This is a genomic window from Halorarum salinum, assembly GCF_013402875.1.
In the GTDB taxonomy this organism is placed as follows: Archaea; Halobacteriota; Halobacteria; order Halobacteriales; family Haloferacaceae; genus Halorarum; species Halorarum salinum.
Genome location: NZ_CP058579.1, coordinates 2,395,674 through 2,420,559 on the forward strand (window position 1 = coordinate 2,395,674; position 24,886 = coordinate 2,420,559).

Here is a 24,886-nt window from a genome sequence, read left to right on the forward strand (position 1 = left end):
GGCGCCTCGGACCCGACTCCGCGGACAGCGGCTCGACGACCGACTACCGCCGTTCGTCCGTACCGTCGCCAGCCTTCTCCCGCAGCGTCCCGCCGCCGAGCCCCTCCCATTCGACCCGGTAGCCGAGCGCCGAGAGCGCGGCGCTCGAATCCGCGATGCCCCGCTCCGCGAGGACCGATTCCGCCTCCGCGTAGGCCATTCCGGCGTCGAGTTCGTCGCCGACCGACCGCAGCACGGCCGGCCGGACGAGCGTCCCCCCGACGCGCTCGTGGTCCGGGAACGACACGTCCTCGAGCGCGTCGGCGGGGACGCCGTGGTCGGCCGCGACCGCCTCGAGCGCGACCACGTCGGCGTCGGGCGCGAGCGTCCCGGGGAGGTCCGCGGTCACCTCGGCCTCGAGTTCCGATTCGTACTCCCGCAGGACGTCGACCACGTCCTTCACCCGGACGGTACCCGAGTAGGGGACGGCCCGGTGGTCCCGCGCCTCGACCGCCTCGCCGGCGCCGAGCGACTCGTCCACCGCGACGAGGAGGTCGACGTCCTCCACGGCCTCGAGCTGGGAGAGCTTCTTCTCGACGTACTCGGGCGTCCAGAACCCCATCACTTCAAAAAACACGTGGTAGTCCGCGTGGCGGTACTCGAAGGAGAAGTCGGGGATCATGACCCGGTTCCCCGTCTCCAGCGGCTCCGGCTCCCGAACCAGCGTCCAGTCCAGATCGAGCGCGCGGAACCGCGCGGCGAAGTCGGCCTCGACGCCCGAGTCGAACGCCGGCTCCGCCAGGGGTTCGGTCCCCGGGACGGACACGTCCGCGTCCGTGAGCCGGAGCTCCCGCTCGGTTCCCCGGTCGTCGACGGTCGCGGTCAGCGTCCAGTCGGTCGTGCCCCCGGCGACCGTCCGGAGGAGGCGGGCGAACGCGGTCCCGTAGCGCCTGCTACGGCGGAACAACGCGTCCGGCCCGGTGACGACTAGCTCCCGCCCCTCGTCGGTGCGCACCACCTCGTACAGCAACCCGAGCCGCTTGGCCGCCGAGACGAGCGCCTTCGGGTCCGCCGAACGCACCCGAACCTCCGTCGCGTCGAACAGCGCCGTCTGTGCGAGCGAGAGGTCGTACTGCTCGCACAGCGAGTCCGGGTCCCATCGCGCGTCGAACGCCGCGAGCACCCGCTCGGGCTCCCGGTCGGCGAACAGCGACGACTCGACGGCCTCCGCGTCGGTCCCGAGGCGGTCCGCGGCCGCCGCGAGCGCCGCCGCGCGCTCGGACTCGTCCGCGGCGCCGACGCGTTCGGCCGCCTCGAAGGCGGCCCGGCGGGCGCGCTCGGGCGGGAGCGGGGCCCGCGTCTCGAACGTCGCCTCCCGCTCCAGCAGGGCGGCGAACCCCCTGACGAGCTTGAAGTCCGGCGCGTCCCGTTCGAGGTCGGTCAGCGCGGCCTCCAGCGCGCGTCGTGGCTCCCCGACGTGACCCTGGAACGTCCCGAGGACGCGGGCCGCGAGCGCCCGGGCGTCGTCGTCGCCGGCGACGAACTCCGGCCGGTAGCTCCCGCCGCGGCGGGAGACGCGCAGGAGGTCCTTTCGCAGCACGCCCGCGGGTAGCCGGCCGGGGGGTAAAGTCGCCGCGGTCCGGGCTCCGTAGCGGCCGCCGGCCCGGAGCCCGATGCGCCCGTCGGGCGCGAATGGACAAGGCTCATGCCGGGTGCGAATCAGTGGCCGGTATGAAGCGCCGCGGCGTGCTCGTCGGCCTCGCGGGACTGGTCGCCGGCGCCGGCTGTACCGACGTCACCCGGCCGTCCGGTCCCCGGACGCCCCCGCCCTCCCCCGAACCGACCAGCGCTTCCCCCGAGGGGCTCGTGATCGCCGAACTGGTCGACGAGGAGGGCGACGACGGGAGCCTCGTCGTCCGCGTGACCGTCGAGAACCGGACAGGCGAGGCCCGAACCGGAACCGTCGTCGCGGAGGCGAGCGCGGGCGGGGAGGGGACGACCGTCAGCGCGGAGGTCACCGTCGAACCGGGCGAGTCGGAGGAGCTGTCGCTCGCGACGGAACTCGACTACGGGGAGTTCGCCCGGGACGGCTCGCTCCGCGTCGACGTCGAGTGAGCGCCCGCTCCCGGTGTGGCGTCTGTGGCGTCCTTCGGACGGTCCGCCCGCATCGATCCGGGGCGGACCCCCATTCCCGCCGTGCCCGGGCGACCGGACGGTCGTCGCTACCCGGGTGGGCCCAGCAGCCCCAGCGTCCACCGGGCGACCTCGGAGAGCGCGAACAGCCCGCCCTCCGCGCGCGAGAGCGCACGGCCCGTCCAGAGGGCGGCGACCATCACCGTCGCGACGGCGGTCAGCCAGGCCATGCTCCCGAGGACGGCGTCGCCGACCGCGAGCGGGCGGATGGCCGCCGCGGCCCCCAGCACGCCCAGCAGGTTGAAGACGTTGCTCCCGACGACGTTCCCCACCGAGACGCCGAGGCTGCCGCGGCGAATCGCGACGAGCGAGACGGCGAACTCGGGGGTCGAGGTGCCCGCCGCGACGATCGTCCCGCCGATCACCCAATCGGAGACGCCGGCGGTCCGCGCGAGTTCGGTCGCCGTACCCACCATGACGTCGCCGCTGACGAGGACCAGCCCGAGGCCGGCCGCGAGCGACAGCGCGTCGCGACCGGTCCCGCGCTCCGGTAGCGGAACACGTCCCATCAGTCCGCCAGGCGGGTCCGCCGGCACGGTCGGACTCGCCCCCGGGGGCGTCGGGTCGGTTCCGGTGCGTATCAGGTACCCCGTGTACAGCGCGAAGAGCGCGAGGAGGACGACGCCCTCGGCACGCGACACCCGGAGATCCGACACGACCGCGAACCCGATCAGCGTGCTGGCGATCAGCGCGACGCCGTCCCGGTGCACGAGCGACCGATCGATCGGAACGACCCTGACCAGCGAGACGACCCCGAGGATGAACGCGAGGTTGTAGACGTTCGAGCCGATGACGTTCCCGACCGCGATCTCCCCGAACCCCTTGAGGGCGGCGTCGGTCGTCACCACCAGCTCCGGCGTCGACGTTCCGGCCGCAACGACTGTGAGTCCGATCGTGAGCTCGGAGAGCCCGACCCGTCGGGCGAGCCGGACGGCCGCATCGACCAGCAGGCGAGCCCCGATCCAGAGCCCCGCCACCGTCACGAGGAGGACGCCGAGGTGGACGAGCGGTGCTTGAAGCATCTCCGTACGGTGTCCACAGTCGCCGGACTGATAACTGTGGCATCGGGGAGGCGGTTCGAATGCGCGAACGACCGAGGATCCCGTCGTGACGGGGGGTCCCCGCGGTGGAGTCGTACACCGAGGTGAGCTCACAGCTCCCGTGACGCCGGGTCCCGCAGAACGGTGATCCCGAACCCTTCCCGGCTACCGCCGCCGTTCGGCGACGCTCTCCTCGGCCGTGTCCGCGGTCACGAGCTCGTAGAGGACCGCCCCCCCGCCGTCGTCCGTCGGGCGGAGAATCCGCCCGAGCCGCTGGGTGAACTGCCGCTCGGAGCCGGTGCCCGAGATGACGACTCCGACGCTCGCGTCCGGCACGTCGACGCCCTCGTCAAGCACGTTCGCGGAGACGACGCGGGTGTACTCCCCCTCGCGGAACCGCCGGAGGTTCTCGCGTCGCTCGGCCGCGCCCGTCTCGCCGGTGATGGCGGGCAGCAGGAAGCGCTCGGAGAGCCGGTAGACGAGGTCGGTGTGGGCCGTGAAGACGATGACCCGTTCGCCGCGGTGGCGGTCCAGGATCCGTTCCAGCTCCGCGAGCTTCGCGTCGGCGTTCATCATCACCTCGCGGGCGCGCTGCTTGGCGAGCAGCGCCTCCCTGGCCCGCGGGTCGCCCCCCGAGCGGTACACGAGTTCCTGGTAGTCGCTCCCCGAGGAGAACGTGATGCCCGCCTCGCGGACGTAGTCGACGAACGTCCCCTGCTCGCGCTCGTACGCCTCTCGCTCCGATTCGGAGAGCCGTACCTCGATCCTCCTGACTTCGTACTCCGCGAGATGCTCCCCGGCGAGGGCGTCGGCGTCCAGTTCGAACGCCACGGGGCCGACGAGGTCCGCGACGACCTCGTGTGCGCCGTCCGGCCGTTCGAACGTCGCGGTCAGGCCGAGCCTCGCCGGCGCCGAGAGCAGCCGCGCGACGTCGCGGTAGCCCTCGCCGCCGAGGTGGTGAACCTCGTCGAAGACGACGAGGCCGAAGTCGCCGCCCACGTCCTCCGCGCGGAGGTACGCCGAGTCGTAGGTGGCGACGGTCAGCGCCTCCGCGCGCTGCTCGCCCCCGCCGAACCGTCCCACCGGGACGCCGAACTCCGACTCGAGTTCGCGGCGCCACTGGTCGAGCAGGTCGACCGTTGGGACGACGACGAGCGTCGGCACCCCGAGTTCGGCCGTCGCCGCGAGCGCTAGCACGGTCTTCCCGCTGCCCGTCGGGAGTTCGACGACGCCCCGCTCGCCGGCCCCGTGCCACGCGGCGAGCGCGTCCGCCTGGTAGTCCCGGAGGTCGTAGCGGAGCGTGAGGTCGAGGGAGTCGGCGGGGCGGACCCGGTCGTCCACGTGGACGCCCCGTTCGTCGAGGGCCTCGCGGACCTCGCGGTAGCGGTGGGCGGGGGCGCGGTGGCTCCCCGTCCGGCCGTCGTACTCGACGCCGGGGAGCGTGCTCGGGTCGACGTCGTCGCCGTCCACGACGACGGCCCCCTCCTCGAACCGGAGCGTGACGGTCACTGCCGGCGGTAGTCGGCGTCGGCGCTTATTCCCTCCGGGTGATGGACGGGTCGGTCGGCTTTCCCGAGCGGAACCCGGCCTCGGCGTTCGAGCACAACATCCACGTACCACCCGGTCGAAATCCGCCCATGAGCGACGACGAGGCGGTCGAGGCGTTCCTCGCGGAAGCGGACGACGTGCTCGGCGAGTACGAGCAGGGGTACATGGACGCGGACGCGGCGCTGTCGCGGCTCTCGAACGCCGTCGAGGACCTCCGCGACGCCACGGTCGAGGGGGAGTGAGACGAACGGACGACGAACAGGAAACATCTACCGATACCTCGGACGGGGGCTGGGTCGCGGGCCCCCGCCGACGGTACGCCTACCGGGGCGTTCGCTCCAAACGCCCCCGCGAGCGGCGTCTGGGGCCGCGGAACCGATTTCCGACACCTCGCGACGGTTAAACGTGGGGCCGCTATGGCCCGGTATCAGAGTCCTCATGAACCGATCGACCGGACCCCCCGACGGACGGGCCGACGCCGCGGCGGACGGCCGGACCGATTCGACCCCGAGCGGACGACCGCGACGGCGGGACCTGCTCAGGTCCGTCGGCGGCGCGGCAGCGGCCTCGTTCGCGGGCCTCGGGGGCTGTCTCGGCCTCGGTGGCGGCGGCACGCCCGACAGCATCACCCTCGGCACGCTGAACGTCTTCCCGATGATGCAGTGGTTCGTCATCGAACAGCAGGGCTGGTACGACGCCGCGCTCGACGTCGACGTGAACGTGGAGACGTTCAGCGGCGGTCCGGGCGTCATCCAGGCGTTCTCCAGCGGCGAGATCGACTTCGCGTACGTCGGCATCAGCCCGGGAACGATCGCCATCGGGAAGGGGGTTCCCGCGAAGGTCGTCGCGGCGAACGTGCTCGAACCGAACGTGATGGTCGCCGACTCGCGGTTCCGGGGCTACTGGGACGAGCACGGCGAGGACGCGTTCCGCGTGTTCCGCGAGGAGGAGGGCCGCAAGCCGACGTTCGCGACCCTCCCCAGCGGCTCCACGCCCGACGTGTTCTTCCGCTACTGGATCGAGGAGCGACTCGGCCTCCCGCTCGAGGAGGCCGTCGACGTCAAGCGGATGGGCGCGAGCGCGCTCCGCTCGACGCTCGTCGCGGGGGAGGTCGACGGCGGCAGCGTCATCGAGCCCATCCGGACGGTGCTTCACGGCGAGACCGACGGGATGCGGACGATTCGCTACGCCGGGGACATCATGCCCGGCCAGCCCGGGGCGGTGCTCCAGCCGAGCCAGCGACTCGTCGACGAACACCCGGACCTCGTCTCCTCGCTCGTCGAACAGCACGTTCGCGCCACGGACTTCATCCACGGGAACCGCGAGCGGGCGGCCGATATGGCCAGCGCGTCCGTCGGCGAGGACGTCCTCCCGCCCGAGGTGGCTAGACGGGCCATCCGCTCGGACGCCTCGACGTTCGTCGCCGACCCGCACGAAATAGTCGACAAGACGCTCGTGTACAACGACTACCACCGGGAGATCGGGAAGGTGGACGGGGACCTCTCCGAGGACGACGTGTTCGACCACAGCTTCTACGAGGAGCTCGAGTGATGGCCCAGCGAACCGACAGCACTTGGGGGAACGTCCCCGACGCGGTGTGGGACCTCGACGACGTGCACGGGCTCCTCCTGCAGGTCGGCGCGCTCGCCGCGTTCGTCGCGGTCTGGTGGGTGGTCGCGCTCGCCAGCCCGGCGCGAATCCTGCCGGAGCCGCCGGCGGTCGCGCGGGTGCTCGCGTCGGACGTCGCCTCCGGCCAGCTGTTCCTGCTCGTCGGCCAGAGCCTCCGCCACTACGTCCCCGGGCTCCTCGTCGGCAGCGGCCTCGGCATCGCCGCCGGCGTCGCCGTGGGGTGGAGCCGGACCGCCGAACTCACGCTCGGAACCGTCGCGCAGGTGCTCCGGCCGGTGCCGCCGCTGGCGTGGATTCCGTTCGCCATCATCTGGTTCGGGCTCGACCACGCCAGCGCGGCCTTCCTCGTGAGCATCGTCGCCTTCTGGATCTCGTACTACAACGCCGAGGGAGGCGTCCACGGCATCGACCCGGAGCTGCTGGAGGTAGCCCGGTCGCTCGGGACGAACTCGGGCCAGGGGCTGATCCGGCGGGTCGTTCTTCCCGGCGCACTCCCGGACCTGTTCACGGGGTTCCGGACCGCGGCGGGCCAGGCGTGGATGGTGGTGGTCGCGGCCGAACTCATCGGCGCGCCCGGAATCGGACGGCACCTCTGGGAGGCGTCGAACTTCCTCTCGACTGACGTGGTCGTCGCCTACATGCTCGTCATCGGGGTGCTGTTCCTGCTCACCGACAGGCTGGTGCTGCTCGTCCAGCGGAGGGCACTCCGATGGCGCTGACGTCGGACGCGGGCCGGGAGGAGGCCGCCCCGGCGGTCGAGTTCGACGGCGTCTCGAAGGTGTACGATCCCGAGGGCGAGGCGCTTCGGGCCCTCGACGGCGTGGAGTTCGCGGTCGACCGCGGCGAGTTCGTCTGCATCGTCGGGCCGTCAGGTTGTGGCAAGAGCACCCTGTTCCGCATCGTCGCCGGCCTCGAGAACGCGACGTCGGGCGAGGTGACCGTGGACGGGCGGCCGGTCGAGGGGCCCGGCCCCGACCGCGGGATGGTGTTCCAGGACGACGCGCTGTTCCCCTGGCGGACGGTCCTCGGGAACGTCACCTACGGACTCGAGGAGGTGGGGACACCCGGTGACGACACCGTCGAGGGGCGCGCCCGTCACTGTCTGGACCTCGTCGGCCTCTCGGAGTTCGCGGACGCCTATCCGAAGAGTCTCTCGGGCGGTCAGCGCCAGCGCGTCGGCATCGCCCGCGCGCTCGCGGTCGACCCGCCGATCCTGCTCATGGACGAACCGTTCGCCAGCGTCGACGAGCGAACCAAGGCGACGCTCCACGCCGAACTGCTCGACATCTGGGAGGGAACCGAGAAGACCGTCCTCTTCGTCACCCACGACGTGGAGGAGGCCGTCTACCTCGCCGACCGCATCGTGGTGCTCACCGACCGCCCCGGATCGGTCGCGGAGCTCGTTCCGGTCGACCGGCCGCGGCCGCGCGACCGGACCGGCGAGGCGTTCACCGCGGTCGAGGATCGGGTGCTTTCGCACTTCCGCGACTGAGCGGCGGCGAACGGGAGCTTAATGCGGCTGGGCTCCACCCATCTGGTAGCACATGACGGGATTCTCTTCGCGCGTCGAACGGATCTCCATCAGCGGCATCCGCGAGGTGTTCGAGGCGGCCGGCGAGGACGCAATCAACCTGGGGCTCGGCCAGCCCGACTTCCCGACGCCGGCCCACGCGAGGGAGGCGGCGATCGAGGCCATCCGCGACGGCCGCACCGACGGCTACACGTCGAACAAGGGGACGCTCGAACTCCGCGAGGCCATCGCCGCCAAGCACGAGCGCGACCAGGACGTCGCGGTCGACCCCGGCGACGTCGTCGCCACCTCCGGCGGCTCCGAGGCGCTCCACCTCGCGCTGGAGGCCCACGTCGACGTCGGCGAGGAGGTCGTGATCCCCGACCCCGGGTTCGTCTCCTACGACGCGCTGACGAAACTCGCCGGCGGCGAGCCCGTTCCGGTGCCGCTCCGGGAGGACCTCACGCTCGACCCCGCGACCGTGGAGGAGGCCCTCACCGAGGACACGGCGGCGTTCGTGGTCAACTCGCCCGCGAACCCGACGGGGGCGGTCGCGAGCGAGGCGGACGTGCGGGAGTTCGCCCGCATCGCGCGCGAGCACGACGTGCTGTGCGTCTCCGACGAGGTGTACGAGCACTTCGTCTTCGACGGCACGCATCGCTCCCCGCTGGAGTACGAGCGCGAGAACGTCGTCGTCGTCAACGCCTGCTCCAAGGCGTACTCGATGACGGGGTGGCGGCTCGGATGGGTGACGGGCGCGTCGGACCGGATCGAACGGATGCTGCGGGTCCACCAGTACGCGCAGGCCTGCGCGTCCGCCCCGGCACAGTTCGCCGCCGAGGCGGCGCTCTCGGGCCCCCAGGGCGTCGTCGGGGAGATGCGCGACTCGTTCGAGCGCCGTCGCGACGTCGTCCTCGACGGCCTCGCCGAGGCCGGCCTCGAGTGCCCGACCCCGCAGGGTGCCTTCTACGCGATGCCGAGGGTCCCGGACGGGTTCGTCGAGGAGTGCATCGAACGCGGCGTCGTGATCGTCCCGGGCGAGGCGTTCGGCGCCCGCGGCGCGGGCCACGCGCGGATCTCCTACGCGACCGCCGAGGCGGACCTCCGGGAGGCGCTCGACGTCATGGGGGACGCGGCGTCGGCCGTTCGATAGGCGGCCGCCCCCGCCGGGCCGCCCCGACGGCCGGCGTACTGGACGCTTCCCGGTCGCTCACTGGAACATCCCGGTCGTCGACGCGCGCGACTGGTCGTCCCCGGAGGCCTGCTGGATGCGCTGGGCGAGCTGTTGGCGCTGCTCCATGATCTCGTCGGCGCGCTCGACCAGCGGGTCTGTGTCGATCTCCACGCCCGCGAGCGGCGCGATCCCGTCCCGGACGAGCACGTGTGCGCCCTCCGGGTCGGGGAACTTGGGGGTGGTCTCCACCATCAGCCCGCAGGCGTCCCGCCCGCGGTCCTTCGCGGCGCTCAACAGCGCGCCGGCCGGCCCGTGGATGAGGCCGTCGGCCGCCGGGCTCGACACGCCGGTCTCCTCCAGCAGGTCGCCCCCGTCGCCGGTCGCCACGCCGTAGAGTTCGGGGACGTCGTCCGGTTCGCGCTGTGTGGGGAGGCCGCTCAGGTACAGCGGCGTCGCGCCCACCTCGTCGAGCCAGTCGGTGAGCGCGGCCGCGAGCGCGTCGGCGTCGATGGTCTCGAGGGGCACGTCCCCGGAGAGCACGAGCAGGTCGTTCGCCTCGTCGACGAACAGCCGCACCGGCGAGTGCAGTTCGCGGTCGCCCTCGGTGAAGACGGCCGCCGAGGGGAGGTCCTCCCCCGTCAGCTCGCCGTAGTAGCGGGCGTCCGACTGGTCGCGGACGTGGTCGGCCGCGATCTTTCCGGCGAGTCCGACGCCGGGGAGCCCCTCCACGAGCAACGGGTTCTCGAGCGATGCGTCGCCCTCGGTCCTGACCTCGACCATACAGACGGTTCGGTCACTGGACGAAAAGAGCTACCGGCCAGTCCGTCGATTCACGGCCCGCCGGGTGCTCGGTTCGCCGTGGGGACGTCGTCCGCCGCCGGGCCGTCGTTCCACCACCGTCCGTCGACCGACCGGCGTCAGTTCGCCGTCGAGACGACCTTGATCACGTCGCCCTCCGCCAGTTCGTAGTCCTCGCCGATCCGGCGGTCCGTGCGGGCGTTCACCGCGTGGAGGTACCCGTCCCCGATGTCCGTGTGGACCGCGTAAGCCAGGTCGCGCGGGCCGCTCCCGCGGGGCAGGAGGAACGCGTCCGGGAGGACGTTCCCCCGCGCGTCGGTCCAGCGCGTCTCGTTCTGGACCGGGTACGCCGTAACCCGGTCGAGGAGGCCGTAGACGGCCTCGTCGAGGGCGGTCTGGACGCCCGTCCCCCCGAACTCGGCCATCACCTCGCGGATGCGTTCGAGCCCCGCCGCCTGCGCGTCGCTCACCTCGCCGACCACTTCGAAGTCCTCGTCGCCGGGGTCGTAGTCGACGACGCCGGCCTCGGCGGCCTTCCGCAGCGCGAGTTCCCCGTCGGCCGTGGTCGGGATCACCGGCTTGTCGGTCCCGCGGAGCCGTTCGACGTTCCCCTCCGGGGCGATGTCGGCCTTGTTCGCCACGAGCACGATGGGCTTCGTCCGCGCGCGCACCTCGCGCGCGAGGTGCTCACGGTGCTCGTCGGTCCACTGGATGGGGTCCTCCGGGTACTCCATCCCCCGGAGCACCGCCGTCACGTCGTACTCGGTCGCGCCGAACCCGGTGAGCAGTTCCGTCAGGGACTCGTCGACGTCGAAGTCCGGCGAGCGCGACTTCCGCTCGATCGACTCCCAGTTCCGGTCGACGATGCCGGCGAGCCACTGGTCCATCTCCTCCTCGACGAAGTCGACCTCCTCGACCGGGTCGTACTCGCCGACTTCGACGGGTTCCCCCTCGGCGTTCGTCGCGCCCGCGGCGTCGACGACCTGGAGGATGACGTCCGCGTCGGTGAGCGCGTCGAGGAACTGGTTGCCCAGCCCTCGTCCCTCGTGGGCGCCGGGAACCAGCCCCGCGACGTCGAGCAACTCGACCGCCACGTACCGCTTCCCGTCGCGGCAGTTCTCGTTGCCGCAGCGCTCCTCGCGGCTCAGGCACGGACACTCCGTGCGGACGTGGGTCACGCCGCGGTTCGCGTCGATGGTGGTGAACGGGTAGTTGCCGACGTCCACGTCCGCCATCGTGGCCGCCTTGTAGAACGTGGACTTACCGGCGTTCGGCTTGCCCGCGAGCGCGACCGAGAGCATGCCCCGGAGTAGGCCCCCGCCCGGAGAAGCGCCTTTCGGTCGGCGGCGACGAACCGCAACCCCCACGGGGGCGCGCCCCGAACCCGTCGCCGTGACTCCCCCCGACCGACGCCGGTTGGCGCGTCACGTGGCCGCGCGAGCGACGGCGGTCGTCCTCGCGCTGGCCGTCTCGGCCGGCCGGGCGGCGGCACACCCGGGCCACGACGGCGCGTCCTCGGAGCCGAGCACCTGGCTGGCGGTCGGACCGATCCTGCTCGGCGCCGTCGCGACCGCGACCGCGGCGGGGCTCCGGCGGGAGGGACTCGCATCCGGATGGGCGGCGCTCGCCGGCGTCGGACTCGGAGCGCTCCTGCTGGCCACCGGCCTGTACGTCCACCTGACCCGAGAACCCGACCTCGTTCACCGCTCGCTGAACAGGTGCCGCACCGCGGCCGCCGTCTCCCCCGTCCGCGCGTACTCGATGGCGAGCTCGTGGACCGAGAACGCGGTCCCCTCGAAGGTGGGGAGCCCGCGGGTCGCCGCGTACGCCCGGAGCCAGTCGTTGAGCGCCCCCTCGAGGAGCGACCGCTCGACGGAGGAGAGCCGAACGTCCTCCCGTCGACACCGGACGTACTCGGTGAGTAGCGGTTCGATCCCCTCGCCGACGGCGTCCGCGGGCGTCGCCGCCTCCGGGTCGAACTCCCGGCAGTCCCGCCGGGACCGCTCGGCGAGCGTCGTCACCGACCGCCAGCGGAGCGAGCGCCCCTCGGTCAAGTCGCCGTCCATACTGCCGAGAGGCAGTGTTCCAGTGACATAACTGTAGGTGGCTCCGGCCGACCTGTCGTCTCACGCGCCGATCCGCCGCCGGGATCCGGACGGCCGTGCTTTTAAGCGACGGCTCCCAATCGGGGGGCATGACCGCACTTTCGTTCGACGAGACCGGGGTCGACGTCGCCTACGAGGGGACCGAGTTCAGGCTCGAAAAGGAACTCGTCGAGGAGGCGACCGGGAAGCCCTACGTGGACGTGACCGACCACGAGGTGTTGAAGCTGATCGAGGAGGGGCCGTCCCTCTCCGGGGAACCGCGCCGCATCGGGGACATCCTGTAGCGCCCGACCGCGACCGTCCGTCTCTCGCGTACCGCCCACGCCGTGGCCGTCCCGTCAGCCGTCGACCGACGGGAACGTCTCGCGGTGGAGACGGCTCGTCACCTCGTCCGCGATCGTCCGGAGGTTCACGGTGTCGTCGCGGTTGTACGAGACGAGCGTCTCCAGGGCCGACTCGTCGCCGTCCTCGTACTCGTACCAGAGCCTGACGGCGTCCCGGCCGGTGACGTCCGGCCCCTCGCGGGCCACGCCGAGTTCCCGCTCGACGGGCTTGAGCCCGCCCGTGAGTTCGAGCGCCCGGCACGGGTACATGAGATCGAGGTGGGGCGTGTCCACGTCGAGGTCGAACGACGCCTCGAGGAACGGCGCGTCGAACCGTTTGCCGTTGAACGAGACGAGCAGGTCCGCGTCGTCCAGCCTGTCGCGGACGGCCTCGCGCGTCAGGTCGCGCCCGCGGACGAGCGTCGTCGTCCCGCCGGCGCCGTGGAACGTGACCGTCGTGACCCGGTCCCGGTCCTGGGAGAGCCCCGTCGTCTCGATGTCGAAGAAGCAGGCCGACTCCCGGAAGTTCTCGTAGAGCCGCCAGCGCTCGCCGCTCGGGAAGGCGGCGTCGAAGAACCGGGCGTCGCCGTCGTCCAGCCGCTCGGCCGCCTCGTCGATGAACGACTCGATGCGACCCGCGGTGGTGGCCCCGACTCCCCGGACGGAAGCACCGCCGAACTCGTCCCACTCGGTGACGCCGCTCTCCCACAGGCGCCGCTCGGTCGCCGTTCCGACCCCTCGAACCGGTATGAAGCTGTTTTCGATTCGCATTCGTCCTCCCACGCGACCGCGCGTGGCGTACTCGGAGCGTGGGTCCCTCTCGCTCGTAAACGTTCGGGACCGGCCCGGCGGCGGTGCCCCGACCGGCCGGCGCGGGACCGTCGGTGCTGGCCCCTCGTCCGCACCACGCGAGCGATGACCCGCTGGTCCTCGATCGTCTCCGACACGGGTGAACGTGCGCCGGGATTTCAGCATCGTCACGCACCGCGGTAGGGGTTCCGTATCACGTCGATACCCAAGAGTTCTCTCGGAAACGAAAAAATAGGTTGTGTTACCACAACACCAGCTTTCGAAGCGGCGAAGGAAAGCCGGAACGATACGCAAGGTATCGTTGCGTTTATGGATGCAGCTACGCCATTCGAACGCAGGTAACCCACATGACCGACGACGAACCCCGACGCGGCAACCATGACTGGTGGCCGAACCGACTGAACCTGACGGTCCTCGACCAGAACGCTCGCCGGAGCGACCCGATGGGCGAGGAGTTCGACTACGCCGAGGAGTTCGAGAAACTCGACCTCGACGCCGTGAAGGCGGACGTCGAGGAGGCGATGACGACGTCCCAGGAGTGGTGGCCGGCCGACTACGGCCACTACGGGCCGCTCTTCATTCGGATGGCGTGGCACAGTGCCGGCACGTACCGCACCAGCGACGGCCGCGGGGGTGCCTCCGGCGGTACGCAGCGCTTCGCGCCCCTCAACAGTTGGCCCGACAACGCGAACCTCGACAAGGCTCGTCGGCTGCTCTGGCCGGTGAAGCGGAAGTACGGCGACAAGCTCTCGTGGGCCGACCTGATCGTCCTGGCCGGGAACGTCGCCCTCGAGTCGATGGGATTCGAGACGTTCGGCTTCGCCGGCGGGCGCGAGGACGAGTTCGAGCCCGACGAGGCCGTCGACTGGGGGCCCGAGACCGAGTGGGAAGCGTCCGAGCGCTTCGACGACGGGGACGAACTCGAGGAGCCCCTCGCCGCCACCGTGATGGGTCTCATCTACGTGAACCCGGAGGGACCGGACGGCGAGCCGGACCCGGAGGGATCGGCGGAACGGATTCGGGAGTCGTTCGGTCGGATGGCCATGAACGACGAGGAGACGGCCGCGCTCATCGCCGGCGGACACACCTTCGGGAAGGTCCACGGCGCCGCCGACCCCGACGAGCACGTCGGCCCCGAACCCGAGGCGGCCCCCATCGACCAACAGGGCCTCGGCTGGGAGAGCAGCCACGGCTCCGGGAAGGGGTCCGACGCGATCACGAGCGGGATAGAGGGACCGTGGAACGCCACGCCGACCCAGTGGGACATGGGGTATCTCGACAACCTGCTCGACTACGAGTGGGAACCCGAGAGGGGTCCCGGCGGTGCGTGGCAGTGGACCACGAAGGACGGCGTGCTCCACGGGACGGCACCGGGCGCCGAGGACCCGTCGGAGAAGGAAGACGTGATGATGCTGACGACGGACGTCGCCCTGAAGCGGGATCCGGACTATCGGGAGATCGTCGAGCGCTTCCGGGAGAACCCGAACGAGTTCCGAGAGGCCTTCGCGAAGGCGTGGTACAAGCTCATCCACCGCGACATGGGCCCGCCGGAACGGTTCCTCGGCCCGGAGGTTCCCGACGTGGAGATGCTGTGGCAGGACCCCGTCCCCGACGCCGACTACGAACTGATCGGGGACGAAGCGATCGCGGAACTGAAAGCGGAGATCCTCGCGTCGGACCTGTCCGTCTCCCAGCTGGTCAGGACCGCCTGGGCGTCGGCGTCGACGTACCGGGACAGCGACAAGCGCGGCGGCGCGAACGGGGGCCGCATCCGCCTCGAACCGCAGAAGAGCTGGGAGGTGAACGATCCCGAGGAGCTAGAGACGGTGCTCTCGACCCTGGAGGGGATCCGGGAGGAGTTCAACGGCTCGCGGTCCGACGGGACGCGGGTCTCGATGGCCGACCTGATCGTTCTTGGCGGCTCCGCGGCCGTCGAGAAGGCCGCTGCGGACGCCGGGTACGACGTGTCGGTTCCGTTCGAACCGGGCCGCACCGACGCCTCGCAGGCGCGGACCGACGTCGAGTCCTTCGAGGCGCTCGAGCCGGAGGCCGACGGGTTCCGCAACTACCTCGGGGACGGGCACGACCGTTCGGCGGAGGAGCTACTGGTCGACAAGGCCGACCTCCTCGATCTGACGGCCGACGAGATGACGGCTCTGGTCGGCGGCATGCGCGCGCTGGGTGCGAACTACCGGGGGTCCGAGCTCGGCGTCTTCACCGACCGGCCGGGGACCCTGACCAACGACTTCTTCGTGAACCTGCTCGACATGGACTACGAGTGGGAAGCGGTCTCGGACTCGGAAGGCGAGGACATCGTGGAGTGGGAAGCGCCCTCGGACGCCCACGACGTCTACGAGCTGCGCGACCGTGAGACGGACGAACTCGAGTGGGCGGGCACCCGCGTGGACCTCGTCTTCGGGTCGAACGCCCGGCTTCGGGCCATCGCGGAGGTATACGGGTCCGGCGACGCCGAGGAGCGATTCGTGCGTGACTTCGTGGACACGTGGAGCAAAGTGATGGAGCTCGACCGTTTCGACCTCGAGTGATCCCGGTCGGGAGCCTCCGCGAGGCCACCTGGCGCTTCGGCGACCGCGACGTCCCGCGACCCGGCGCCACGTGAACGACTACTCCAGCCACACGCTCTGCAGTACGACGACCTGATCCCCGTCGGGGACGGGGTCCCCGGCGCCGACGTCGTCGCCGACCTCGTCGACCGACGCGGCGTCGCGACCCGGTTTCCGGCTCCTCCTTCGCGTTCCCGTTTCCTCGACGCGCGTACGAGCGCCGGCCGGTCGCGTCGGACGGGACGGACCCGACCGACGTGGTTATCCCGCCGCTCGCCCACTCCCGCACGGAATGGCGGACCGATCGTTGTGCACGCGGCGTCGGCTCCTCGGGGGGCTCGGCGCGGTCGGTACGGCCGGCGTGATCGGTCACGTCGCCCCCGGAGGGTCCCCCGCCCCCGACCGAGCCGGCGAGGCGGCTTCCACGAGCGAACGCGCGGCTGGCGGGCCCGACCGCCCCACGCCGGCGGTCGTCACCGACCGGGACGCGGGGACGACGTATCCGCTGGTGACGTACAACGACCGCACGGGCGAGTACGACGTCACGATGCCGGTGAACGTCCGCTTCGACCTGACCGGCTCCGCGTACGACCCGTCGGACGTACTGGACGCCGTCGGGATCGGCGACGGCTGGACGCAGGTCGTCGCGGCCGTGGGGGAGCACTGGCCGACGAAGGACGCGAAACCGCCCGAGGTCTGGTCCGGGGGGACGAGCGGACTCGTCCCGCCCGTCCGCAACTACCGGAAACCGATCGATCCCCTCGGACCGCGGCTCTGCCATCACCTGTACCTCTGGCCGGTCCGGAGCGGGGGCGAACTCGTCGGCGTCGCCGGTCAGGCGCACGTGGACGTCGGCACCGTCGCCGACCACGTCGGTGGAGGGTTCGACGAGGCCGCCGGGGCCGTGGCCTCGGTTTACTCGGCGGCGGGGTGGCGCGTGGTGGACGCCGACTTCGACTACGGGGTCTCCCCCGGACGGCTCGACTTCTGGGGGCCGACGGGCGACCGTTGGCTCCGTCCGCCGTGAACGCGGGCCGTGCGCCGAACCGGCGGCGCGAACCCGGACCGTCAGTCTCGAACCGTCCCGCGTTCCGGCCCCGGCGACGGTCAGTCGTCGTGGAGCCCGGCGTCCGGGTCGTGTGGCCGCTTTTCGGGCGTCGGCCCGTCGATGCTCGCCGACGTGTACCGGAGGATGAACGGCGTCGACAGGAACGACGCCGCCCACAGTCCGACGAGCAATCCGACGCTCGGATCGTCACCGTTCCGGAGGACGGCCGCCGCGAGGAGGAGCCCGACCCCTAGCTCGGGGAGCGTTTCGGCGACGCTCTCGGACCAACTGAACTCGCGGGACGTCTTCCGGGATGGTTTCCAGACCGTCGCGCCGAACAGGAGCGCGACCGTGACCCGGATGCTCATCCCGAGCACGACGAGCGTTTCCAGCGTCGCGGTCGCGAGGAAATCGCCGACCTCGCGACCGGCGGCGACGCTCCGGTGGAGAAAGACGAAGGCGAAGACCCCGGCCGCGAACGCGACGCTGGGGGCGGCGGCGGTCGCGACCCGCGACTCCACGGACGCGAGCAGGACCAGGCTCAGGAGGACCGGCGTCACGCCGTAGAACATGACCGGCGTGAGGCAGTTCAGCCTCGTTCCGACGCTGACGCCGCGGCCGGCCAGAAGCGGGAGCATCTGCCGGTTCGCCCGCACCCACCGCACGGTTCGTGCCCGGAGCGCGTGGAGGTCGAGCGGGAACCCCTCGTACGAGCGGTCGTCCACGACGACGGCCCGCCAGCCCGCCCGGTCGAACTTCACGGTGAGCACGAAGTCCTCGCAGATCAGGTGCTCGTCGTACCCGCCGGCGTCCCGAACCGCCTCAGTGCGGATCAGCCCGGCCGATCCCCAGTAGGTGTTCCGCCCGTAGACGAGCTTCATGACCGGCGGCGAGATGCGCGTCGACCACTTCACGCCTCGGCCGACGATCCGCGCGAACGGTGTCGTCGCCAGGTCCGGGTGGACCTCCTTGAGCAGTTGGAAGATCCCGACGTCGTCGTTCCCGGCGTGTTCGGCGTGCTCCACGAGCCGGGTCACGTTCCCCGGTGCGAGCATCGTGTCCGCATCCAGCGTGACGAAGTACTCGTACCCGCCCCCGTGGTCCGCGAGCCAGTCGTTGATGATGCCCGACTTCCCGCCCCGCGCCACCCCGCGCGTGTACCGACGCCATCCGTCGAACCTCCGCTCGGTCGCGACCGCCTCCGGAACGTCGCTGTCCGACAGGATCCAGAGGTCAACCGGGTGTTCGACGGCCTCGGCCGTCCTCTCGACGCACAACGGAACGACGTCGTTACGCGTGGTGTAGAGGACGGCGACGCGTGGTCTCTCCCCGCCGATCGGTTCCCGGGGAAGCGTCTCGCCCGGGTACGCGAAGTGGTAGGCGAAGTTCGTCAGGAGGAGCGCGAACGGGAGGAACGCGATCGACGCCAACGCGTAGTAGGCGTAGTCGACGGCCGTCGCGGGAGAAACCAGCAGCCACTCGACGACCACCAGCAGCGTCCAGACGCCGCCGGTCGCGGCGACGTGCGCCGGCGGACGAAGCAGTGGGTTTCGGCTGGTCACTGGCGGATCGTGTCGTACGACGCCCGCTCGACGGATTGGTAGGCGGCGCTTACCGGGGCCCGGGCGGTCCCGCCGGATGAACGGGGGAGTTCGTTGCCGCGTCGACCCTCGCCGGCGCGGTGAGTTCGCCGGATCGTTTCGATCCGCCGGTCGATCGTCCAGGGCCCGGTCCGGGAGCATGGCCGCGCGATGAGCGTCCGGGAACTGAAACGGGGCACCGTTCGGGCGGTCCTCGATGGTGGCCGGGGGGCGCCGTCGCCGGTCGATGCCCCGCCCGGACCGAACCTGCCGCCCGAGCGAGGCACGCGCTGCGACGACGCCGCTGGCGGCCCTCCGACCGCCGATTACGGCCAACGGGGCGGTGATCGCGGTCGTGAGCCACGATCCCCATTTGCTATTGCGACATACGGTTTATATGTTGCCGTTCGGGCACCGCCGAGGTACTGGATTACGGACAGTCGTAGTAAACCGAGCGGACGGAAACCCGCCGAAAGCGGCAATCGAGCGGTCCGACCGACGCCGTCTGGGCGGCGTCCATCGCTCGTCGGTTTGGACGCGAACGGCGAGACGACCCGGCACAACCGGCGGATCCGGGGGTTCGACGCGGCGACGCGCCGTATCGGCGGTGCGTCCGGAGTCGCCGTGAGCGGAACTCCGCCCCCGTCGTTCGGGCCGATTGGGTTCGCGTGCGCACCCGGACGCGACCTCCTCACGACCCCACGGGCCCGGCCGAACGAGGACGGCCACGATGCCGTCGAGTCCGACGTGAGCGGACGAAGGGGAGTTCCTTTCGGCGGGTTCGTCGAACTCCAGCGGCTCCTTCCTGTCCGTCCCGTCCCAGGGAACTGCGGTGTCCGCGCTTTCCGGGCGGACTCCCCGACGAGCGGACGCGTCCTCCCGTCACTGGAGATTCCGGTCTCGGACGCGTAACGGTCGGACCGCGGAAAACGCCCTCCGGAACGGTGGGGTCGTCCGGTCGGGAAGACGACTTTCGGGCGGCAGGCGGTCACGAGGACGGACGGCCGGCGCGTGATCTGCTTCCCACCGTGGGAGGTGGGTTCCCGCCGGTCGCCCTCCTCGACCGCCGTCGGCTCGGCTGACGGGGCTCAGGCCGGGCCGTACAGCGAGTAGACGTGCCGTTCGTACGTCTCGCGGACGTTGTCGCCCCAGTTGTGGGTGTAGGTGTCGACGATGTCGTCGGCGACGTCGCCGCGGAGGTACTTCACGACCCCCCGGTCGCCGGTCCGCTCCCGGAGGTGCGTCGTGAAGAAGTGTCGGAAGTAGTGGGGCGTGACGTTCTCGGCGGCGCCCGCCCCCGGTTCGTACCAGCCCATCTCGGTCGCGTGGCGCCGCACGATCCGCTGGACCTGCTCGGGCGTGAGCCGTTCGCCCCAGCCGCTCGCCGTCCCGACGAACAGGGGTTCGGCGGGGGAGACGGCGTCCGGACGGACGGCGAGCCAGCGGAGCAGCGTCCGTTCGAGCTCGTCGTCGACAGGGACGACGGTCCCCCGCTTTCGCTTGTTCGACGCCGAGCGCGTCTCGCCGTTGTACGACTCGCCGACGGACGGCTCCGCGGCGACGTACAGCGAGTCGGGGCGGCCGTCGAGCTGTGCGCGCGAGCCGACGTCGTACCCCGGGAGCTCCCTCGAGAGCGCCAGGTCACGGAGGTCGAGGTTGCAGAGCTCCCCGACACGCATCCCCGTCTTGAGGAGCGCCACGACGAGTGCCCGCTCCAGCGGGTGGCGGATGCCGGAGACGAACGTGCGCATCCTCGCCACCGGGATCTCCCGGCGCGTCGGGTCCGTGTCGATCCGCTCGTCGAGTTCCTCCATGACGAGCGCCATCGGGTTCGCCTCGAACGCCCCGACCTGGGTCATGTAGGCGTAGAACCGGTGGAGGTAGGCGGCGTAGGTCGCGACCGTCGAGTCGGCCAGGTCGGGGTCCTGCCGGAGGTCGTGGACGAACGCCATGCAGTCCCGGTGGGAGGCTCCGGCCGGGCCGACCTCCCCGCTCGGAGCCGTGCCCGCCGCGAGGAACGACTCGAACCGTTCGAGCAGCCTGCCGTACTCCCGCCGGGTCCGCCGGCTCTTCCCGTGGAGCTCCATGTCCTGGAGGAAGTAGCCGATCGGGTCCTCCGGGTCCGCGGTCTCGGCGCTACTCATCGGTCAGCACGTACCCCCCGTCGCGGCCGCTGTAGATGACGAGTCCTCCCTCCTGAACCTCCCCGAGCGCCTCGTCGAGGCGGTCCTCGACGTCCCCCGCGACGAACTCGAGGAGTTCGTCCCAGTCCATCGCCCCCTCGCGTCGAAGAACCTCGAGGACCCGGTCTTCGAGGCCGCCACCCCTGGGGTCGACGCCCTCGGAAGGGGGTTCCTCGGAGGCGTCCTCGCCGGCGCCCCCCGAACCCTCGAGTCCGAGCTCGTTCCGGCCGGCCTGGACCATCGTGCGGACGAACTCGGCCTGTGACATGCCGACTTCCTCGGCGTCCTCGATCCACGCCTCCTTCTGGTAGCGGGGGAGTTTCACGCGCACCTCGGTCCGTTCCGTGTCGAGTTCGCTCACGATGCATCGCTGGTAGGCCTCCCTTATCAATTCCACCGTTCCGTGTCCTATCATACTAAGACAGAGGTGAGGGGATAAAAATCACCGATCAGTTCCTCTAAAAGCATCCTTATCCAGTATCGGGGCACAATTTCGCGCCTTAATCGAACCGGATTCATTCCCCGATCGAATGTCTTACCTTCTCCACGGTCCGGGTGGGTCTCCCCGATCGCTCGATCGGTTCTCGTCGACTCCGCACGGACGACTCCGCCGGTTCCGTCGGCCTCCCGACCGAACTTGGCACGTACCGCCCCACTCCCAACTGCCCGGCGCGGGAGGGGCAGTTGCCCCGGGCGTCCGATTCCGGCGTCGGCTCTCGCCGCAACGAGCGGGCCTCATCCGTCCCGGAACCGGTCGAGGTCGTCGCCGGGCGTCACCCTCCACCTTCACGCTGGCTCCCACCTGGTCGAAATATGTACTCGGTATCGAGGCAACGTTCGTGGCTCGTGCCGGTCCCATACACCGTATGTCGCAATACGTTGGCATCCTCCCTCGGGGCCGTCCGCAGTCCCCCGGCCCCGAGTTTCCAGGCCTCCGGTCTCCGGTTCGAACTCGACCGGCTGGGGTTCACCGGGATATCTCGGATACGGGGCGACCGCTCCCGGAGAGGGGCGGAGCGACTCCGGCCGTTCGAAGCGTCGTCGTTTTGGGTTCGGGGCCGAAGCCGACCGTATGGGTCCAGTCGTCGAGATCGTCGAAGGTCGGCGGGAGGTGCCCCGACCACAACAGCACGCCCCAAGAGAGGCCCAGCGGCCGGGTCCACGGTCGAGCCGGGGCGCCCGTCCCGCGCCGACGTGGGCCAGGATCGTTGTCCTCGCGGGACGCCGGACTACTCCCGTCAGCGCCTCCGTTTCGGGTCGTCGTCCACGTGTCTGGGCGAGATCCGTGGATCCCGCCCGTCCGTCGCCGACTGGCCGACTGGACGGACGCCGAACGGGCGGCGTTCGTCGAGCGAACCGGATCGTCGATTCGGGGCGGGCGACCGACGCGGAGGGACCGTCGCCGTGACGCCGGAGGTCGTCACGATCGGCGCCGCGACGGTCGACCGGCAGTACCTCGTCTCGAACCACCCGGAACCCGACGGCGGCGCGTTCGCGAACGACGTCGAGGAGTCGTTCGGCGGCGTCGCCGCGAACGTAGCGACGGCGTGTGCGCGGTTCGGTCGCGAGGCGGGACTCGTCGCCAGACTCGGGGAGGACGACGTGGCGGACCGCGTTCTCGAGGAACTCCGCCGCTCCGCGCTGGACGTCTCCCGCGTGCGGCGAGAACCTGGGACGAGCACGCACTGCGTGATTCTCCGTGACGGGGACGGGAGACGGAGCATCGTGACGGCCGGCGACAGCACGAAACGGCTCCGGCTGGACGACGCCGACCTGGCGTACCTGGCGGACGCCGACGCCATGTTCGTCACCGCCTACGCGCCGGATCCCGTCCACGAGGCGCTGCTCTCCCGTGCGCGGGAGGACGCGTTTCCGCCCGTCGCGTTCGATCTCTCGGGGCGACCCGCAGAACTCGAGGGGCGCGGCGCCCGCGTCGCGACCGTCGACGCCTGGGTCGAGGCGGCGTCGCTGTTCGTCGTCGGCGAGGTCGCGGCGGAGGCCTACCTGGGCTGTTCCGGCCGCGAGGCGGCCGAGCGGCTACGCGAGCGCGGAGCCGACGGGGTCGCGTCCACCGTCGGCGACGACGGTGCGACGCTGCTCGGCCCGGAGGCCGACCTCGACGTCCCGGCCCTCGACGTCGACGTGGTCGACGAGACGGGCGCGGGGGACGCGTTCGTCGCGGGGCTGATCGACGCCTGGGTGCTCGGGGACGCGTCCGCCGCCGACGCGGGCCGGTTCGCCGCCGCGGCGGCGGGCCTCAACTGCGAGTCCGCGGGCGCTCGTGGGGGTCTCCCGACGCGCGAGGAGGTCGAGGCGGCTCTCGCCGCCCGGTAGCTCCGATCCGCGTCGCCCTCCGACGGTTTTCGACCGTACGCTGGAGTCCGGCCGTTCCCGCGGAGGGCCTACCGATCGGCAGCCTCGACCAGTTCGCGGACGCGGCGTTCGGACACCGGGTTCGCCACCTCGCCGTCCTCCTTCAGCGCCGTGCCGACGACGACGCCGTCCGCGACGGAGAGGACGTCCCCGACCGTTCCCGCGGTGACGCCGCTTCCGACGAGAATCGGCACGTCCAGCCCGAACTCCTCGCGCGTCTCGACCGCGGCTTCCAGCTCCGACAGGTCCACGCCGTGGCCGGTCCCGGCGCCCGAGACGACCGTCGCGTCGGCGAGGCCGCGTTCGACGGCGTCGGCCATCGACGCGGCCGAACCGTCGCCCGACGCGAGCGGCGCGGAGTGTTTCACGTCGTGGTCGGCGAGGACGCGGAGGTCCGCGTCGATCCGGTCACACAGCCGCAGCGTCTCGTGGGCGCGCCCCTCGAGCACCCCCTGGTCGGTGACCCTGGCGCCGGTGTGGACGTTCACGCGGACGAACTCGGCATCCGCCGCGGCGGCGACCGAGACGGCGGCGTCGGCATCGTTGCGGAGGACGTTGACGCCGACCGGGAGGTCGGCGGCCTCGACGACCTCGCGGGTCGCGCGGGTCATCGTCGCGACGACGTGCTTGGGGACGTCGTCGGGGTAGAACGGGACGTCCCCGAAGTTCTCCACCATGATTCCGTCCACGCCGCCCGCCTCGAGCGCGCGGGCGTCGCGGCGGGCGTCGGCCAGGATCCGCTCGCGGGACCCGCCGTAGTTCGGCGCGCCGGGCAGCGGCGGGAGATGGACCATCCCGACGATCGGGCGATCGGCGTCGAAGGTGGATTCGAGCACGCTCCACGGTTCCGGCGACGAGGGGTAAAGTCCGCCGTTCGAGCCGACGTCGGCTCTCGATCGCACATTTCGTCCTTTTGTATACGACGAAAAGACGCTCGCACCGCGACCCATACACTTTATAACGCTATAGGGATTGTCGAATGGCTTCGCCGGCTCTCGATGGGGCCCCTCCCCGCGAAAACCGACTCGACGCGGCCGCTCGTCGGTTCGAACGGCCGTCGGGAGAACGTCGGACGAGTCCGCCCCGGGGTCAGTCGGCGCCGGCGCCGATCGCCGTCTCGACGCCCCTGGTGAGGTCGCGTTTCAGTTCCTCCGTCGGTCCGGTGGCCTCGGCCTCGTTCTCCAGTAACACGGTCTCGCTCGGGAACAGGTGTTCGCCGAGCACGAGTCCGTGGTCGCGGGCGGTGCCGCCGGTCACCGTGAGGTAGACGCCGAGGCCGGCCTCGGCGACGGCCGCCTCCTCGTCGACGCCGGCGTCGGGGTAGACGAACTCCACGCCGTCGAGCGTCTCCGTCCCGAGGACGGCCCGGACGAGGCGCTCGTAGCGCGGGGAGATACAGAGCGGCCCCTCGTACTCCGCGACGAACGAGCGGTCGAGGCTGGTGCCGGCCGGGAGCGTCTCGGGGCGGGCCATCAGCGTGTGGTGGACCGTGTCCCCGAGCCCGGTCGCCACGCGGACGTCCGTGTCGCGCGGGTCGATGCGCGCGTTCACGTCTCCGAGGCCGGCGACGCCGTCGGCCCTGAGCTGAACGACCTCCTCGAGCACGAGGTCCGCCGAGTCCACGCCGAGCGCGAACTCGTGGGTCCGCAGCGCGCGGAACGGCTCCTCGCGCCCGACGAGTCGGACCCGCGCCCCGTCGACCGCGAGTTCCGCGCTGTCGAAGACGACCCGGCGGGGGTGGCCCTCGCGGTCGTCGCGGACGAGCGTGTACTCCGGGCCGCCGTCGTGGGGCTCGCTGTGGGCTGCGAGCCGTTCGTACACCCCGGACTCGGCGGAACCGTTCCCCTTCGTGATCGCCTTCTCGTAGCGGAGCGTCGAGGAAACGTCGTCGGCCAGCGCGGCCGCCGCCGGCCCGCCGACGGCCGCGAACCGTTCGAGGGTCGCCTCCAGCGGCCGTCCCTTCCGCGGTACGGCGACGGCTACCGTCTCGGTCATTGTCGAGCGCACGGGTCCCGGCGTCAAAAGCGGC

At 71.3% G+C, this 24,886-nt stretch carries 23 protein-coding genes; 10 read left to right on the plus strand and 13 right to left on the minus strand.

Annotated elements, in window-relative coordinates:
• Nucleotides 1-43 precede the first annotated feature (43 nt).
• Entirely contained in the window at nt 44-1,579 is a 1,536-nt protein-coding gene (locus tag HUG12_RS11770; protein ID WP_179268955.1) for a DUF790 family protein, read from the minus strand.
• Between the two features lie 131 nt (nt 1,580-1,710).
• Between HUG12_RS11770 and HUG12_RS11775 the strand changes: the two genes are divergently transcribed.
• Complete coding sequence (locus tag HUG12_RS11775; protein WP_179268956.1) at nt 1,711-2,094, plus strand: hypothetical protein; 384 nt, start codon at nt 1,711-1,713, stop codon at nt 2,092-2,094.
• A 107-nt stretch (nt 2,095-2,201) separates the two neighbouring features.
• Here the strand turns inward: HUG12_RS11775 and HUG12_RS11780 are convergent, their stop codons facing one another.
• Both HUG12_RS11780 and HUG12_RS11785 read right to left on the minus strand, forming a co-directional pair.
• Entirely contained in the window at nt 2,202-3,194 is a 993-nt protein-coding gene (locus HUG12_RS11780; protein WP_179268957.1) for a sodium:calcium antiporter, read from the minus strand.
• Between the two features lie 183 nt (nt 3,195-3,377).
• A complete protein-coding gene (locus HUG12_RS11785) occupies nt 3,378-4,721 on the minus strand; it encodes a DEAD/DEAH box helicase family protein (RefSeq protein ID WP_179268958.1) in 1,344 nt (447 codons plus the stop codon).
• Between the two features lie 128 nt (nt 4,722-4,849).
• On the opposite strand from HUG12_RS11785, the gene HUG12_RS11790 reads away from it, so the two are divergent.
• From HUG12_RS11790 to HUG12_RS11810, 5 genes are all read left to right on the plus strand, one after another.
• Entirely contained in the window at nt 4,850-5,002 is a 153-nt protein-coding gene (locus HUG12_RS11790; RefSeq protein WP_179268959.1) for a hypothetical protein, read from the plus strand.
• Nucleotides 5,003-5,198: 196 nt separating this feature from the next.
• Complete coding sequence (locus tag HUG12_RS11795; RefSeq protein ID WP_179268960.1) at nt 5,199-6,311, plus strand: ABC transporter substrate-binding protein; 1,113 nt, start codon at nt 5,199-5,201, stop codon at nt 6,309-6,311.
• A complete protein-coding gene (locus tag HUG12_RS11800; protein WP_179268961.1) occupies nt 6,311-7,108 on the plus strand; it encodes an ABC transporter permease in 798 nt (265 codons plus the stop codon). Before HUG12_RS11795 ends, HUG12_RS11800 begins: the two co-directional genes overlap by 1 nt.
• A complete protein-coding gene (locus HUG12_RS11805; protein ID WP_179268962.1) occupies nt 7,099-7,881 on the plus strand; it encodes an ABC transporter ATP-binding protein in 783 nt (260 codons plus the stop codon). Before HUG12_RS11800 ends, HUG12_RS11805 begins: the two co-directional genes overlap by 10 nt.
• A 52-nt stretch (nt 7,882-7,933) precedes the next feature.
• The gene (locus HUG12_RS11810) at nt 7,934-9,052 is read left to right on the plus strand and encodes a pyridoxal phosphate-dependent aminotransferase (protein WP_179268963.1); all 1,119 of its coding nucleotides are present in this window, start codon (nt 7,934-7,936) and stop codon (nt 9,050-9,052) included.
• Between the two features lie 57 nt (nt 9,053-9,109).
• Here the strand turns inward: HUG12_RS11810 and HUG12_RS11815 are convergent, their stop codons facing one another.
• The 4 genes from HUG12_RS11815 to HUG12_RS11830 all read right to left on the minus strand — a co-directional run bounded on the left by HUG12_RS11815 (nt 9,110) and on the right by HUG12_RS11830 (nt 11,937).
• Nucleotides 9,110-9,853 (minus strand): proteasome assembly chaperone family protein, encoded by a 744-nt coding sequence (locus HUG12_RS11815; RefSeq protein ID WP_179268964.1) that lies wholly within the window; start codon nt 9,851-9,853, stop codon nt 9,110-9,112.
• A 137-nt stretch (nt 9,854-9,990) separates the two neighbouring features.
• Nucleotides 9,991-11,172 (minus strand): redox-regulated ATPase YchF, encoded by a 1,182-nt coding sequence (locus tag HUG12_RS11820; RefSeq protein WP_179268965.1) that lies wholly within the window; start codon nt 11,170-11,172, stop codon nt 9,991-9,993.
• 123 nt (nt 11,173-11,295) lie between these two features.
• The gene (locus HUG12_RS11825) at nt 11,296-11,532 is read right to left on the minus strand and encodes a hypothetical protein (protein WP_179268966.1); all 237 of its coding nucleotides are present in this window, start codon (nt 11,530-11,532) and stop codon (nt 11,296-11,298) included.
• Between the two features lie 39 nt (nt 11,533-11,571).
• Nucleotides 11,572-11,937 carry a hypothetical protein gene (locus HUG12_RS11830; RefSeq protein ID WP_179268967.1) on the minus strand — a complete coding sequence of 122 codons (366 nt, stop codon included), beginning with the start codon at nt 11,935-11,937 and terminating at the stop codon, nt 11,572-11,574.
• A 128-nt stretch (nt 11,938-12,065) separates the two neighbouring features.
• On the opposite strand from HUG12_RS11830, the gene HUG12_RS11835 reads away from it, so the two are divergent.
• Nucleotides 12,066-12,260: a DUF5800 family protein gene (locus HUG12_RS11835; protein ID WP_179268968.1), complete on the plus strand. Its 195-nt coding sequence runs from the start codon at nt 12,066-12,068 to the stop codon at nt 12,258-12,260.
• Nucleotides 12,261-12,314: 54 nt separating this feature from the next.
• On the opposite strand, the gene HUG12_RS11840 is transcribed toward HUG12_RS11835, so the two are convergent.
• Nucleotides 12,315-13,070, minus strand: coding sequence for a ribonuclease H-like domain-containing protein (locus HUG12_RS11840; protein ID WP_179268969.1), 756 nt, complete (start codon nt 13,068-13,070; stop codon nt 12,315-12,317).
• Nucleotides 13,071-13,456: 386 nt separating this feature from the next.
• On the opposite strand from HUG12_RS11840, the gene katG reads away from it, so the two are divergent.
• Both katG and HUG12_RS11850 read left to right on the plus strand, forming a co-directional pair.
• Nucleotides 13,457-15,655, plus strand: coding sequence for a catalase/peroxidase HPI (gene katG, locus HUG12_RS11845; RefSeq protein WP_179268970.1), 2,199 nt, complete (start codon nt 13,457-13,459; stop codon nt 15,653-15,655).
• A gap of 310 nt (nt 15,656-15,965) precedes the next feature.
• A complete protein-coding gene (locus HUG12_RS11850; protein ID WP_179268971.1) occupies nt 15,966-16,700 on the plus strand; it encodes a hypothetical protein in 735 nt (244 codons plus the stop codon).
• Nucleotides 16,701-16,780: 80 nt separating this feature from the next.
• Here the strand turns inward: HUG12_RS11850 and HUG12_RS11855 are convergent, their stop codons facing one another.
• The 3 genes from HUG12_RS11855 to HUG12_RS11865 form a co-directional block, all read right to left on the minus strand.
• Nucleotides 16,781-18,283 carry a glycosyltransferase family 2 protein gene (locus HUG12_RS11855; protein ID WP_179268972.1) on the minus strand — a complete coding sequence of 501 codons (1,503 nt, stop codon included), beginning with the start codon at nt 18,281-18,283 and terminating at the stop codon, nt 16,781-16,783.
• A 1,106-nt stretch (nt 18,284-19,389) separates the two neighbouring features.
• Nucleotides 19,390-20,445: a tyrosine-type recombinase/integrase gene (locus tag HUG12_RS11860; RefSeq protein WP_179268973.1), complete on the minus strand. Its 1,056-nt coding sequence runs from the start codon at nt 20,443-20,445 to the stop codon at nt 19,390-19,392.
• Nucleotides 20,438-20,899, minus strand: coding sequence for a DUF5805 domain-containing protein (locus HUG12_RS11865; protein WP_246308041.1), 462 nt, complete (start codon nt 20,897-20,899; stop codon nt 20,438-20,440). The genes HUG12_RS11860 and HUG12_RS11865 overlap by 8 nt, the downstream gene beginning before the upstream one ends.
• A 989-nt stretch (nt 20,900-21,888) precedes the next feature.
• Between HUG12_RS11865 and HUG12_RS21730 the strand changes: the two genes are divergently transcribed.
• Nucleotides 21,889-22,818 (plus strand): carbohydrate kinase family protein, encoded by a 930-nt coding sequence (locus HUG12_RS21730; protein WP_246308042.1) that lies wholly within the window; start codon nt 21,889-21,891, stop codon nt 22,816-22,818.
• A 68-nt stretch (nt 22,819-22,886) separates the two neighbouring features.
• On the opposite strand, the gene HUG12_RS11875 is transcribed toward HUG12_RS21730, so the two are convergent.
• Both HUG12_RS11875 and HUG12_RS11880 read right to left on the minus strand, forming a co-directional pair.
• Nucleotides 22,887-23,651 carry a BtpA/SgcQ family protein gene (locus HUG12_RS11875; protein WP_246308201.1) on the minus strand — a complete coding sequence of 255 codons (765 nt, stop codon included), beginning with the start codon at nt 23,649-23,651 and terminating at the stop codon, nt 22,887-22,889.
• Nucleotides 23,652-23,946: 295 nt separating this feature from the next.
• The gene (locus HUG12_RS11880) at nt 23,947-24,852 is read right to left on the minus strand and encodes a hypothetical protein (RefSeq protein ID WP_179268976.1); all 906 of its coding nucleotides are present in this window, start codon (nt 24,850-24,852) and stop codon (nt 23,947-23,949) included.
• Nucleotides 24,853-24,886 lie beyond the last annotated feature (34 nt).